This is a genomic window from Mesorhizobium sp. 2RAF21 (genome assembly GCF_052115345.1).
Lineage (GTDB): Bacteria > Pseudomonadota > Alphaproteobacteria > Rhizobiales > Rhizobiaceae > Mesorhizobium > Mesorhizobium terrae.
The window spans coordinates 1-14,071 of sequence record NZ_JBFRGM010000034.1 but is presented as its reverse complement, the minus strand read 5'-3'; the positions used below and the strand labels follow the sequence as shown (position 1 = coordinate 14,071).

At 64.0% G+C, this 14,071-nt stretch carries 12 protein-coding genes; all 12 read left to right on the top strand.

Translation table 11 applies throughout. The features are described 5' to 3' along the window. Positions 1-72 precede the first annotated feature (72 nt). Positions 73-459, top strand: coding sequence for a hypothetical protein (locus tag AB4136_RS31740; RefSeq protein ID WP_441932196.1), 387 nt, complete (start codon positions 73-75; stop codon positions 457-459). A 42-nt stretch (positions 460-501) separates the two neighbouring features. Then, the gene (locus AB4136_RS31735) at positions 502-2,391 is read left to right on the top strand and encodes an ABC transporter ATP-binding protein (RefSeq protein ID WP_137901389.1); all 1,890 of its coding nucleotides are present in this window, start codon (positions 502-504) and stop codon (positions 2,389-2,391) included. Positions 2,392-2,532: 141 nt separating this feature from the next. Beyond that, positions 2,533-4,443 carry an ABC transporter ATP-binding protein gene (locus AB4136_RS31730; protein ID WP_137901388.1) on the top strand — a complete coding sequence of 637 codons (1,911 nt, stop codon included), beginning with the start codon at positions 2,533-2,535 and terminating at the stop codon, positions 4,441-4,443. Positions 4,444-4,590: 147 nt separating this feature from the next. Further along, positions 4,591-6,480, top strand: a complete 1,890-nt coding sequence (locus AB4136_RS31725; protein ID WP_137901387.1) for an ABC transporter ATP-binding protein — start codon at positions 4,591-4,593, stop codon at positions 6,478-6,480. A 4-nt stretch (positions 6,481-6,484) separates the two neighbouring features. Then, positions 6,485-6,970, top strand: a complete 486-nt coding sequence (locus AB4136_RS31720) for a GNAT family N-acetyltransferase (protein WP_441932193.1) — start codon at positions 6,485-6,487, stop codon at positions 6,968-6,970. Further along, complete coding sequence (locus AB4136_RS31715; protein WP_137901385.1) at positions 6,971-7,285, top strand: DUF6665 family protein; 315 nt, start codon at positions 6,971-6,973, stop codon at positions 7,283-7,285. It abuts the gene before it with no gap. A 222-nt stretch (positions 7,286-7,507) separates the two neighbouring features. Continuing rightward, positions 7,508-8,074 (top strand): ubiquinol-cytochrome c reductase iron-sulfur subunit, encoded by a 567-nt coding sequence (gene petA / locus AB4136_RS31710; RefSeq protein ID WP_137901384.1) that lies wholly within the window; start codon positions 7,508-7,510, stop codon positions 8,072-8,074. Positions 8,075-8,091: 17 nt separating this feature from the next. Next, positions 8,092-9,393, top strand: coding sequence for a cytochrome b (locus AB4136_RS31705; RefSeq protein WP_024925521.1), 1,302 nt, complete (start codon positions 8,092-8,094; stop codon positions 9,391-9,393). Between the two features lie 28 nt (positions 9,394-9,421). Continuing rightward, positions 9,422-10,294, top strand: coding sequence for a cytochrome c1 (locus tag AB4136_RS31700; protein ID WP_024925520.1), 873 nt, complete (start codon positions 9,422-9,424; stop codon positions 10,292-10,294). A gap of 134 nt (positions 10,295-10,428) precedes the next feature. Then, positions 10,429-11,121 (top strand): acid phosphatase, encoded by a 693-nt coding sequence (locus AB4136_RS31695; RefSeq protein WP_024925519.1) that lies wholly within the window; start codon positions 10,429-10,431, stop codon positions 11,119-11,121. A 162-nt stretch (positions 11,122-11,283) separates the two neighbouring features. Continuing rightward, positions 11,284-12,645 carry an MFS transporter gene (locus AB4136_RS31690; RefSeq protein ID WP_024925518.1) on the top strand — a complete coding sequence of 454 codons (1,362 nt, stop codon included), beginning with the start codon at positions 11,284-11,286 and terminating at the stop codon, positions 12,643-12,645. A gap of 108 nt (positions 12,646-12,753) precedes the next feature. Further along, entirely contained in the window at positions 12,754-13,299 is a 546-nt protein-coding gene (locus AB4136_RS31685) for an adenine phosphoribosyltransferase (protein WP_024925517.1), read from the top strand. Positions 13,300-14,071: the final 772 nt, after the last annotated feature.

The following is a 14,071-nucleotide window of genomic DNA, read 5'->3' as shown; positions in this document are numbered from 1 at the left end:
ACCACCGGCATGCCTTTTGCCGATGGGTCCAATCCATCTTTCAACCTGTTCTTTTCACTGGAGGACGGACCGATGTTCGATCCCTGTAAGACACCGGGCTCACGCAGCCTGCACGAACGCAAACTGGCAAGCTGGGCGCTGCTGGTCGGCGAAACCCACTCGTCGGCGTCGCATGCCGAGATGAGGCGCCGGCCGCATCGCGGCATGCTGCCGGATGTCGACTTCTCCATGGCCGTTCCGGCTCCCCGCCGACCGTCGCTGGTGCGCCGCTTCATCGGCCTGTTCAAGCCGCGCTTGGTGAAGACGGATGTTCCGGCGTCGGCCTCTCAGGAGGGAGAGCGCGGGCCTGTAGGCGAAGGCCTTGCCGCTTCCCGTCCAGGCAGGGACCATGCGAGACAGCCGGCTGCCCGGCAGGCCGAAGAGAAGAGTGATGCAACCGCATGGGCGCGCGCGGCTTAAAGCTGCGCGCGCCTCCCAATTTTTCATTTAGAGTACGAAACGATGTTCCGCTGGTTTGAGAATAGATTGAATCCGTTTCCGGCCGAGGAGCCGGTCGAGCCGCCGAAGACGCTGCTGGCCTTCTGCATCCATTATACGCGCGGCGTATGGCCCTACATCGCAATCGATGCCGTTCTGATCGCGGCGATCGCTGTTGCCGAAGTGTGGATGTTCGGCTTCCTCGGCCATATCGTCGACTGGCTGTCGGCGCAGAACCGCGAGACCTTCCTGCAGACCGAGAAGTGGAAGCTGGCGGGCATGGCCTTCGTCGTGCTTTTCGTGCTGCCCGGGACCGTGTGGTTCCATTCGCTGCTCAACCAGCAGACGGTGATGGGCAACTATCCCATGCGCATTCGCTGGCAGGTGCATCGCTATCTGCTCAAGCAGTCGATGACCTTCTACCAGGACGAGTTCGCCGGCCGCATCGCCACCAAGCTGATGCAGACCGCGCTTGCCGTGCGCGAATGCGTCATCAAGCTCATCGACGTGCTCAACTACGTCATCGTCTACTTCCTGGGCATGCTGGTGATCGTCGGCTCCGCCGACTGGCGCCTGGCGGTGCCGCTCGCCGTCTGGCTGATCGGCTATCTGGTGCTGCTGAAATATTTCATCCCGCGCCTCGGCAAGGTCGGTGAGGAACAGGCCGACGCCCGCTCGACGATGACCGGGCGCGTCGTCGACAGCTACACCAACATCCAGACGGTGAAGCTGTTCTCGCATGCCAAGCGCGAGGCCTCCTTCGCCAAGGAAGGCATGGCGAGCTTCCTCGACACGGTCTACCGGTCGATGCGTTTGGTCACCAAGCTCTATGGCGTGCTCTACGTGTTGAACTCGCTGCTTCTGTTCTCGGTCGCGGCGCTTTCGATCTGGCTGTGGCTCGGCGAGATGGTGACGATCGGCGCGGTCGCCGTGGTCATCGGCCTGGTGCTGAGGCTCTGGGGCATGTCGCAGTGGATCATGTGGGAAATGTCGGCGCTGTTCGAGAATATCGGCACGGTGCATGACGGCATCGGCTCGATTTCGCTGCCGCGCCTGGTCGAGGACAAGCCGAACGCCAAGGAGCTCGATGTCAAAAAGGGCGAGATCCGCTTCGACGACATCCGCTTCCACTACGGCAAGCAGAAGGGCGTCATCGAAAACCTGTCGCTGACGGTGAAGCCCGGCGAGAAGGTCGGCATCGTCGGCCGCTCGGGCGCCGGCAAGTCGACGCTGGTCAACCTGTTGCTGCGCTTCTACGACCTGGAAGGCGGGCGCATCCTGATCGACGGCGACAACATCGCCGACGTCACGCAGGATTCGCTGCGCGCCCATATCGGCATGGTCACGCAGGATACGTCGCTGCTGCATCGTTCGGTCAGCGACAACATCCTTTATGGCCGTCCCGATGCCGGCGAGGAAGCCATGGTCGAGGCCGCGCGCCGTGCCGAGGCGCTCGGCTTCATTGGCGCGCTGGCCGACGCCAAGGGTCGCAAGGGCTTCGACGCCCATGTCGGCGAGCGCGGCGTCAAGCTGTCCGGCGGACAGCGCCAGCGCATCGCCATCGCCCGCGTCATGCTGAAGGACGCGCCGATCCTCATCCTCGACGAGGCAACGTCGGCGCTGGATTCGGAGGTGGAGGCGGCGATCCAGGAGAACCTCTACAAGCTGATGCAGGGCAAGACCGTCATCGCCATCGCGCACCGCCTGTCGACCATCGCGGCGATGGACCGGCTGGTGGTGATGGATCAGGGCCGCGTCATCGAAGAGGGCACGCATGACGAGCTGGTCGAAAAGGGCGGGCTCTATGCCCAGCTCTGGCAGCGCCAGTCGGGCGGCTTCCTGCTGCATGACGATCCCGGCCACGAACCGGCGGCCAAGATGGGCGCCGAGGTGACCGAGGAAGCAGCGGAATAGGTTTTGCCCTGCACCATCCGCGCCGGTCGGCGCGGATGGTGTCCTTTGGACTGTCGAAAACGAATCCCTGGCGTCTGGCATCGGTAAAATCCGGGTGCCAGACCTGAGTTCCAGGGGCTCGCACCCGCGTGAGTGATGAAGATGTTCGCCAAAGTCTTCGACTGGTTTGAGACCCGCTATTCCCCCGTTGCGCTGGCGGAAAACCGCCAGCCGCCGATGGGGCTTTGGAATTTTTTCCGCTATTTCATCATGCAGTTCCGCACCGGCTTCGCGATGCGCATGCTGTTCGTCGCGGCGGGCGCTGTCGTGGACGCGATGCTGCCGATCTTCGTGGGCATTATCGTCGGCATGCTGGCGAGTTCCGATCCGCGCGGCTTCTTCACGGAGCATGGAACGATGCTGGTCGTCATGGCCTGCGTCGTCTTCCTGCGGCCGCTCACCATCGCCCTCGACGCGCTTGTCCGCAACCACGCCATCGCGCCGAACTTCATCGACCTGATCCGCTGGCAGAGCCATTGGCATGTCACGCGGCAGGACTGGACATTCTTCCAGAACGATTTCGCCGGCCGCATCGGCACCAAGGTCATGCAGAGCGGCGATTCCATCGAGATCGCCGTCAACCTGACCATCGATACGGTCTGGTATGCCGTGGTGTTCGTCGCGGTGGCCGTCACCGTGCTGGCGCAGTTCGACCTCACGCTGGTCGCTGCAATCGTCGTCTGGCTGGTGCTCTATGGTCTGCTGCTCAGATACTGCATGCCGCTGATCGCGCAGCGTTCGACGGACCTTTCGGAACAATGGTCGGTGATGAGTGGCCGCATCGTCGACAGTTACACCAACATCCTGACGCTGAAGACGTTCTCGACCGGCGAGCATGAGGACAGGTATGTGTCGCAAGCGGTGGTCGAGCACGCCAAGACTTTTTACCGGCTGATGCGCGTGTTCACCGGCATGTGGTCGGCTTTGTTCGTCATGAACGCCAGCCTGCTGGTTGCCATCAGCTGGCTGGCGCTGGCGCGCTGGAGCGCGGGCGGCATGAGTGCCGCGGCGGTGGCCACGGCCATCCCCTTTGCGCTGCAGATCGCGGGCATCTCCTACAGGATCCTGGATGCCGGCGGGAACATCTTCCGGCAGATCGGCACGGCCGGCAACTCGATGACCACCATCGCCAAGCCGATCAGGATGCTCGACAGGCCCGACGCCAGGGCGCTGCGGGTGACCACGGGCGCGATTGAACTCGATCGGGTCAATTTCAACTACGGGCGCAAGGACGGAAAAGGCGGCCTCATCGAAAACCTGTCGCTGAAAATCGCGCCGGGTGAGAGGGTGGGCGTCGTCGGTCGTTCGGGCGCCGGCAAATCGACGCTGGTGAACCTTTTGCTGCGCCTCTACGATGTTCAGGACGGCCGCGTCCTGATCGACGGACAGGATGTGCGCGACGTGACCCAGGAGAGCGTGCGCGCCGCGATCGGGTTCGTCAGCCAGGACACGTCGCTGCTGCATCGCTCGGTGCGCGAAAATCTGAAATACGGGCGCCAGGACGCCACCGATGCCGACATGTCGCGGGTGGTGGATGCGGCCCATGTCGCCGATGTCGTCGCCGGTCTGGTGGACCGCGAGGAGCGGACCGGCTTCGATGCCCATGTCGGCGAACGCGGCGTCAAGCTTTCCGGGGGGCAGCGCCAGCGCATCGCCATCGCTCGTGTCATGCTGAAGGACGCGCCGATCCTGATCCTCGACGAGGCAACCTCGGCGCTGGATTCGGAAGTCGAGGCGGCGATCCAGGAGAACCTCAATCGCTTGATGGAAGGCAAGACCGTGATCGCCATCGCCCACCGGCTCTCAACCATCGCGGCGATGGACCGGCTGGTGGTGATGGATCAGGGCCGCATCATCGAGGAAGGTTCGCACGATGAACTGGTGGGCAGGGGCGGGCTCTATGCCCAGCTCTGGCAGCGCCAGTCGGGCGGCTTCCTGCCGAACGACGGTCCCGCACAGGAACCTGCCGTCGGCGCGAAGGCTGAGCTGACCGAAGCGGCGGTGGAGCGATGACATGGAGCGGCGGGCCATGCCGATCTTCAGCGGTGTTTGCGGCCGGTCGGGCCGCTATCGCGAAGACGTGAATCGGAACAAAAGGATGAGCGTGGCATTTGATGCCTTGAATCAGTTCGTTCAAGCCATGAGTGAGGACACTGGGGCGTGAGCACCGGAGGATTCCGAGACCGCATCTGGCGCACCGTCGAGGGCACCATCGATCCGTTCAGCGACACGGATCGCGAAGTGCTGCCGGCGGATGCCTGGCGGTTCATTCTCTATTTCGCCAACCAGGCCAAGGGCGCTTTCCTTTTGCTTCTGGTCACCGGTGGCCTCGCGGGTGCCGTCGATGCGGCCATGTACTGGTCGGTCGGCTGGCTGATCGATCTGCTCGACAAGTCGTCGCCGGCCGCATTGCTGACCGATCATTGGCTGGCGCTGGTCGGGCTCTTGTTCCTCATCCTCGTGGTGCGCGCCGTCATCATGATCGCCTCGGCGATCGTCGAGCAGCAGGTGGTGGTGCCGGGTTTCTATTCGATGGTGCGCTGGCAGGCGTTCCGTCGGGTGATCCAGCAGCCCTACGGCTTCTACCAGAACGACTTCGCCGGCCGCATCGCTACCAAGATCATGCAGGGCGGCGAGGCCGTCGGCGATTTCATCATCAACGTCCTGCAGACCATGTGGTCGTTCCTGACCTTCCTGATCCTGGCAATCACCATCCTGGTCTCGCTCGATCCGCTGATGGGCGTCGTCGTCGCTTTGTGGTTCGCAGGTTACGCCGGCATCGTCTGGTTCCTCCTGCCTGAAATGCGGCGCGCCGGGCGCGAGACCGCCGACCAGCGCTCGGTCTTCAACGGTCGGCTGGTGGACGCCTTCACCAACATCGTCGCGGTGAAGCTGTTCGACAGCGGCAAGCGCGAGCACGCCTATATCCGCGACGGGCTGGAGGGCTTCCTGACGGCGGTGGTGCGGCTGACCCGCGCGATCACCACGGTCCGCTCCTCGGTCGCCGTCCTCAACGGCATCATGATGAGCCTGATCGCCGTCATCGCGGTGTTGAACTGGACGACCGGCCATATCTCGACGGGCGCGATAGCGGCCGCGCTCGGCCTCGTCTTCCGGCTCAACCAGATGTCGGGCTGGATGATGTTCAACATCAACGGGCTGGTGCGCAACTACGCCACCATCCAGGACGCCACGCGAACCATCTCGGTGACACCGGCCATCCGCGATTCGGAGAATGCCGTCGCCATACCGCGCTCCAGCGGCGACATCCGCTTCGAGAACGTCTCCTTCCACTATGGCAAGGAAGGCGGTGTCATCGACAATCTGAACCTGCATATCCGCCCGGGCGAGCGCGTCGCGCTGGTCGGGCCGTCGGGCGCCGGCAAGACGACTGTCGTCAACCTGATGCTGCGGCTGTTCGACGTCGAAAAGGGCCGCATCCTGATCGATGGCCGCGACATCCGCGACCTGACGCAGGCGTCGCTGCGCGCCCAGTTCGGCGTGGTCAGCCAGGAAGCGATGCTGATGCACCGTTCGATCCGCGACAATATCGGCTATGGCCGCGAAGGCGCCTCCGACGCCGAGATCGTCGAGGCGGCCAGGCGTGCGGCGGCGCACGACTTCATCGTCGACGTCGAGGATCCCCGCGGTCGCAAAGGTTACGAGGCGCAGGTCGGCGAGCGCGGCGTCAAATTGTCCGGCGGCCAGCGCCAGCGGGTGGCGATCGCCCGCATGATGTTGAAGGACGCGCCGATCCTCATTCTCGACGAGGCGACCTCGGCGCTCGATTCGGAGGTCGAGGCGGCGATCCAGGACAATCTCTATCAATTGATGGAGGGCAAGACCGTCCTCGCCATCGCGCATCGGCTCTCCACCATCGCCGCACTCGACCGGCTGGTGGTGATGGACAAGGGCCGAATCGTCGAGGAAGGCACCCATGACGAACTGGTGGCGCTCGACGGTCTTTATGCCCGGCTGTGGAAACGCCAATCCGGCGGCTTCCTGTTCAACGAGCAAGACCCGCTGGACGAGACCAGGGCGGCGGAGTGAGGTCATGGCCGTCTCGTTCGCCTATCTGGTGCAGCCTCTCCAGCCGACGGCGCCGCCGTTCCAGCCATTGCTGGAGGAAAGCCGGCGCAACGGTTTTGCGATGCTGGCGCGGCTGGAGGGCAATTGGGCCGAAGGCGGCAATCGTTTTGACGCGATGGGCGAGATGTTGCTGGGCGCATGGCGCGGCGGCGAGCTGGCAGGCGTGTGCGGCCTCAACATCGATCCTTATGTCGCCGGGCAACGGCAGGGCCGGGTGCGGCACCTCTATGTCGGCGAAGCCCATCGCCGGCGTGGCGTGGGCGCCATTCTGGTCGGCGCGGTGATCGACGCCGCCGGCCGGCACTTTTCCGTGCTGAACACCCGCGCACCGGTTGCGGCGCATCGTTTCTACGAATCGCTGGGTTTCCAACCCGTCCAGCAGGACTTCGTCACGCATCGCCTGATGTTGGATGGGCAGGCGCAAAAGCCTGCTCTCGAGGAAAGGCACTGAATGTCGTTGCGCCCTCCTTCCCGTTTCTCCGGTAATTCCGCCTCCGAAATGCTGTTCGATGCGCTCGGCCACGAGATATTGGCCGAAAAGGCGGCGGCGCTCGGCAGGGCTGGCGAACGGGCTGAAAAAGCCGTCGCTCGCCTGCGCGCCCATGCCGGCGACGAGCCCGGCCGGGTCAAACTGCTCAAGGAGGCGGCGGACGCGGTCTATGCCTGGTTCATCCAGCGCGAATTGTGCGGGTTCCGCCGTCACGATGCAGTGATCCGCGACCTTGAAATCCCGCGGGAAGTGCTTGTCAGGCTGGGTGCGGGCTAGGATCGTTTCCCGGCGCGGCATTTGTCCCCGCGACAATCTGCCCTGTCGTGCTCACCCGACTGGACAAAAACGGGCCGCACGCATAAACCGAAATCCAAATGCCGGAGGAATTCGCTAGCCTGTTGCCATGCGCTGTCGGGCCGGTGCGAATTGAGCGGGGATGCTCAAGCGGGACAGGGGGCTCGCCCTTCGGCACGGAAGAGGCGAAAGGACCAGGCACCCGTGAGCGCAACCGACGATACCCACGACCCCAATCGCCGTGATTTTCTTTATATCGCCACCGGCATGGCCGGCGTTGTCGGCGCGGCTTCGGTCGCCTGGCCGTTCATCGACCAGATGCGGCCCGACGCCTCGACGCGTGCGCTGGCCTCGGTCGAGGTGGACGTGTCTTCGCTGACGCCTGGCATGTCGCTGACCGTCAAGTGGCGCGGCAAGCCGGTCTTCATCCGCAACCGCACCCCGGAAGAGGTGAAGGCCGCGCAGGACGTCAAGCTGGACGAGTTGAAGGATCCGCTCGCCCGCAACGCCAACCTCGCCTCGGATGCCCCGGCTACCGACGTTGACCGCTCCGCCGGCAAGGGCAAGGAGAACTGGCTGGTGATGATCGGCGTGTGCACCCATCTCGGCTGCATTCCGCTCGGCCAGCAGGGCGATTTCGGCGGCTGGTTCTGCCCGTGCCATGGTTCGCAATACGACACGTCCGGCCGTATCCGCCGGGGCCCGGCGCCGGAAAACATGGCCGTGCCGGTCTTTTCATTCATCTCCGATACCAAGATCCGCGTCGGCTGAGGCAGGGGGACATATCCATGAGCGAGGGACACTCGACCTATACGCCCAAGACCGGCATCGGACGCTGGTTCGACGCGCGCATGCCGCTGCCGAGGCTCGTCTATGACAGCTTCGTCGCCTATCCGGTGCCGCGCAACCTGAACTACATGTGGACGTTCGGCGGCATCCTTTCGATCATGCTGGTGGCGCAGATCCTCACCGGCATCGTGCTGGCCATGCACTACACCTCCGACACGAACCTCGCTTTCGGTTCGGTCGAGAAGATCATGCGCGACGTCAACAATGGCTGGCTGCTGCGCTACATGCACTCCAACGGCGCGTCGTTCTTCTTCATTGCCGTCTACATGCACATCTTCCGCGGTCTCTATTACGGCTCCTACAAGGCGCCGCGCGAACTGCTGTGGATCCTGGGCTGCATCATCTACCTCCTGATGATGGCGACCGGCTTCATGGGTTACGTGCTGCCGTGGGGCCAGATGAGCTTCTGGGGCGCAACCGTCATCACCGGCTTCTTCACCGCCATTCCGCTCGTCGGCACCTGGATCCAGGAACTGCTGCTCGGTGGCTTCGCGGTCGACAATCCGACGCTGAACCGCTTCTTCGCGCTGCACTACCTGCTGCCGTTCATGATCGCCGGCGTCGTTATTCTGCACGTCTGGGCGCTGCACGTGGTGGGCCAGTCGAACCCGACCGGCATCGAGGTGAAGTCGAAGACCGACACCGTCGCCTTCACGCCCTACGCGACCATCAAGGATGCGTTCGCGATGATCGTGTTCCTGGCGCTGTTCGCCTACTTCATTTTCTACATCCCGAACTATCTCGGCCATCCCGACAACTACATCGTCGCCGATCCGCTGAAGACGCCGGCCCACATCGTTCCGGAATGGTACTTCCTGCCGTTCTACGCGATCCTGCGCGCCATCACCTTCAACATCGGGCCGATCGATTCCAAGCTCGGCGGCGTGCTCGCCATGTTCGGCGCCATCGCCATGCTGTTCCTAGTGCCGTGGCTCGACACCTCGAAGGTCCGTTCGGCTGTCTACCGGCCCTGGTACAAGCTGTTCTTCTGGCTGTTCGCGATCGACGCCATCCTGCTCGGCTGGCTGGGCTCGCGTCCGGCGGAAGGCTCCTATGTGCTGATGGCGCAGCTGGCGACGCTGTTCTACTTCGCCTTCTTCCTGATTATCATGCCGGTGCTCGGGCTGATCGAGACGCCGCGGCGTCTGCCCAACTCGATCACCGAGGCGGTTCTGGAAAAGAACAAGTCCGGCTCCGGGCATCCGTCGGGCGCCACCGCCGCTCCGGAAACCAAGGGCTGAGCGTCAAGAGAATCCAGGGGATATTGGTATGAAGAAGATTCTCATTTCGCTCGCGGCGGTCTCCGCGCTCTTCGTCGGCGCGGCCGCCTATGCCGAGGAAGCGGGCAAGGCAGGGGAGGCTTCGCATGAGGCCAACCCGACGCATTTCCCGATCCACAAGCCGAAGGAGATGAACTGGACCTTCGCGGGGCCGTTCGGCACCTACGACAAGGCACAGCTGCAGCGCGGCCTGAAAGTGTACAAGGAAGTGTGCTCGGCCTGCCACTCGATGAAGCTGGTGGCTTTCCGCACGCTCTCCGACCTCGGTTACTCGGAAGCGCAGGTCAAGGCCTTCGCCGCCGGCTACACCGTTCCGGATGGCCCGAACGACGCCGGCGAGATGTTCGAGCGCCCCGGCATTCCTTCCGACTATTTCCCGTCGCCCTATCCGAACGACAAGGCCGCTGCCGCGTCGAACGGCGGCGCGGTTCCGCCTGATATGTCGCTGCTTGCCAAGGCGCGCGGCATCGAGCGCGGCTTCCCGCAGTTCGTCATCGACATCTTCACGCAGTACGCCACCGGCGGTCCGGACTATATCCACGGCCTGATCACCGGCTACGACCAGCAGCCGCCGGCCGGCATGACCGTTCCCGAAGGCACGCACTACAACCCGTATTTCAACGCGGGTGTGTCGCTGAAGATGCCGAAGCCGATCTCCGACGGCCAGGTCACCTATGACGAYGGCGCGCCGCAGACGGTCGAGCAATATTCGGAAGACGTTTCCGCCTTCCTGATGTGGGCCGCCGAGCCGCATCTGGAAGACCGCAAGAAGACCGGCTTCCGCGTCATGATCTTCCTCTTGCTGTTCGCGGTGCTGATGTATCTGACCAAGCGCAAGGTGTGGTCGAACGTCGCTCACTGACGCCTGGGACATCCTGTTTTCCGCAAGGGCCGGCCTGTTCGTTCAGGCCGGCCCTTTGCATTTGCGGGTGGCGTCACATGGCTGTCACCGAGCCGGAAGAAGCTCCGCCGTCTCCCTCGCAAAGGATGTCTCCCATGCGCAAAACCAGCCTGCTTGCCGGCCTCTTCCTCATCGTCCTGACCGCCACCGGCCAGGCCGAAGAGGCCAAGCCCTTCCTCACCAATACCGATGTCGATCTGACCGCGATCCTGCCGTCGCCGCCGGCCAATGATTCGGCCAAGACCAAGGCCGAAATCGCCGAGGTGCTGACGATGCAGCTCACCCGCACGCCCGAAATGGAAGCACGCGCCAAGGCCGACGCCGAAGAGAACGTCTGGCGCTTCGCCGACGTCATGGGTCCGAAGTTCACCAAGGAGACGCTGCCCAAGCTCGACGCCTTCTTCGAACGCGTCGCGGCCACCGAAGGCGCGGTCGTCGATCCCGCCAAGGACACCTGGAAGCGTCCCCGCCCGCATATGCTGAGCGACATGGTCAAGCCCATCGTCAAGCCGTCCACCTCGGGCTCCTGGCCGTCGGGTCACACCACGGTTGGCACCATGATGGGCATCATCCTGTCCAACATGGTTCCCGAAAAGCGGCCTGAGATCATGGCGCGCGCCTGGGAATACGGTAACAACCGCGTCGTTGCCGGCATCCATTATCCGTCCGACATCGAAATGGGCCGCATCTCCGGCGCGGTGATCGCCTCCAACCTGCAGCACAACGCCGAATTCGAGGCCGAATACAATGCGGCCAAGGCGGAACTGCGCGCCGATCTCGGCATGTAGGAAGCCTGCCTCCGGGCCAGTCTTCGATACCACAACCGTCAGGAAAGGGCGCCCAGGTGGCGCCCTTTTTGTTGTTTCAGCCTGGCGCATGCCAATGGACACCCTGACGCGCGCATGTTTACGTAGCCAACGGGGGAGGGCGTCGAATCGGAGAGAAAAGCCGTGGTCGGTTCATCTCACTCGACTTCCGTTGCCCCCAACATCCGCGAGCGTGTCATTCAAAAAGTCGCCTGGCGGCTTTTGCCCTTCCTGGGCCTGCTCTATTTCGTCAATTATCTCGACCGCACCAATATCGGTTTCGCGGCACCCCACGGCATGAACGATGCGCTGGGCTTCGACAAGGCGGCCTTCGGGCTCGCCTCGGGCATCTTCTTCATCGGCTATCTGCTGCTCGAAGTGCCCAGCAATCTGATGCTGCACAAGGTCGGCGCGCGCCGCTGGATCGCGCGTATCATGGTCAGCTGGGGCATCGTCGCCTCTGCGATGGCGTTCGTGCCCAACGGGCTCACCATGTATGCGCTGCGCTTCGTGCTCGGCATCGCCGAGGCGGGCTTCTTCCCAGGCATCATCCTCTACCTGACGCTGTGGTTCCCCAAGCGTGAACGCGCGCGGGCGGTGGCATTGTTCATGGTGGCGATACCGCTGTCGTCGGTATTCGGTTCGCCGCTGTCGGCCTGGCTGATCGCCACCGGCCATGGCGTGTTGTTCGGGCTCGACGGCTGGCGCTTCATGTTCCTGGTCGAGGGCCTGCCGGCGGTGCTGCTCGGCGTGATGTGCTGGTTCTACCTGACCGACCGGCCGCAGGACGCGGCCTGGCTCGACGCCGACGAGCGCACCTGGCTGCAAAACGAGATGGATACCGAACGTGTCCAGACCGCGCAGCGCTATCACTATCCGCTGGTCAAGGCGCTGACGCAGCCGCGCATGCTGGCGCTGGCCTTCGTCTATTTCGGCATCGTCTACGGGCTCTATGCGGTCGGCTTCTTCCTGCCCACGATCATCGCTGGCTTCCAGCAGACCTTCAACACGCACTACTCGTTGGTCGAGCAGGGCTTCATCGTCGCCGTCCCCTACCTGTTCGGCGCCGTCACCATGTATCTGTGGGCGCGCCACGGCGACAGCACCCGCGAACGTGTCTGGCATGTGGCGATCCCGGCCATTGTCGGCGGGCTCGCCATTCCCGTCGCGCTCTACATGCAGTCACCCTTCACCACGATGATCGCGGTGACGATCTGCGCCATGGGCATCTGCGCGGCGCTGCCCACCTTCTGGGCGCTGCCCACCATGTTCCTCACAGGTGCTGCGGCGGCGGGTGGCATCGCCCTCATCAACTCGCTCGGCAATCTCGCCGGCTTTGTCGGCCCTTATGTGACCGGCTGGCTGACCGACCTGACCGGAAACCCGAAGGCCGGACTGTGGCTGGTCGGCGCCTTCATGGTCGCTGCGGGCCTCGTCGCGGTGGCGCTGAAGGCGGCACCGGAGCCGGACGATCCGCGCGCCACCGAGCCCGACACCCTGGCCTGAGCGGGGCAGGCCACGGGTCGCGGCCGAAAATGCGAGGCCATGCCGGCTTCGCACTTTCCTTTGCCCGCGCCAGTCTCTATCGATGGGGCGGCACGACATGGATTCCCGATGACATCTTCTTCGACCGACACGCTGCTGGCCTCGATCCGCACCATTCCGGACTATCCGAAGCCCGGCATCCTGTTTCGTGACATCACCACGCTTCTCGGCAATGCCCAGGCCTTCCGGCGCGCCATCGACGAGCTGGTGCATCCCTATGCCGGCCGCAAGGTCGACAAGATCGCCGGCATCGAGGCGCGCGGCTTCATCCTCGGCGGCGCCGTCGCCCACCAGTTGTCGGCCGGCTTCGTGCCGATCCGCAAGAAGGGCAAGCTGCCGCACGAAACCGTGCGCGTCGCCTACAGCCTGGAATACGGGCTGGACGAGATGGAGATGCACAAGGACGGCGTGGCGCCGGGCGAAAAGGTCATCCTGATCGACGACCTGATCGCCACCGGCGGCACGGCGGAGGCGGCGGTCAAGCTGCTGCGCCAGATCGGCGCCGATATCATCGCCGCCTGTTTCGTCATCGATCTGCCGGACCTCGGCGGCCGCAAGAAGCTCGAGGCGCTCAATGTGCCGGTGCGTACCCTGATGGCCTTCGACGGCCACTGAAGGGTTCCTTTCCAATTCCGTTGGCCTCGGGCCGCGCGTCCAATCCACGTCCTGCACCGCACCGGCGCGTCAGCGTTCCGGCATGGATTCCTGACACGCACCGCTCCCTGCGGTCGCTCACGCGGCCGGGAATGACGAGTTGCATGGGCGGTCTCGCCAATTGTCCATGCCCAGCCTCGCATCAATGTCGTTGCGAACGGCAGCGATCCCTAAAACCGTCTGCGCGAACAACGGCGGTCCCCTAAACCCGTCGGTGCGAACGACAGTGGCCGTCAAAACCGTTGCGATCAGAACCGCGCGATTGGCGAAAGCGCTCGAGGACATCCGTCATTCCCGACCGCGTGAGCGAGGAACGAGCGAAGCGTGTCGGGAATCCATGCCGGAACACTGACGCGTCGGCACGGTGCGGGATGTGGATTGGATGCGTGGAGGAAGACGCAGGTCGAAAGAAAGAACCTTGTCCGTTCAATCCCTTGCCGCAAACCACGCGAAAAATCGTGCGCGGATTTGTTCACGCCGCTCGCCTTCAGTCGACAATCGGCGCATCGCCCTCACGGGAACCTGGTGCGCACCGGGTATCAGGGAGGGCGCCGGTGCCGGACTGGCAGCGCTAACGGTGGCGCTGTCTGGTGACGAGCCCTAAGTCCGGGCCCTGGAAAAACCCGGCCGCCGCAAATGGCGGCTTCGAGGCCCGAAGTCTGCCGTCGCGAACGACGGCGAGGTCGGTCCGGGGCAAGAACACTGGCGGGGCGCCCGGAAGGCGCCAGCATCT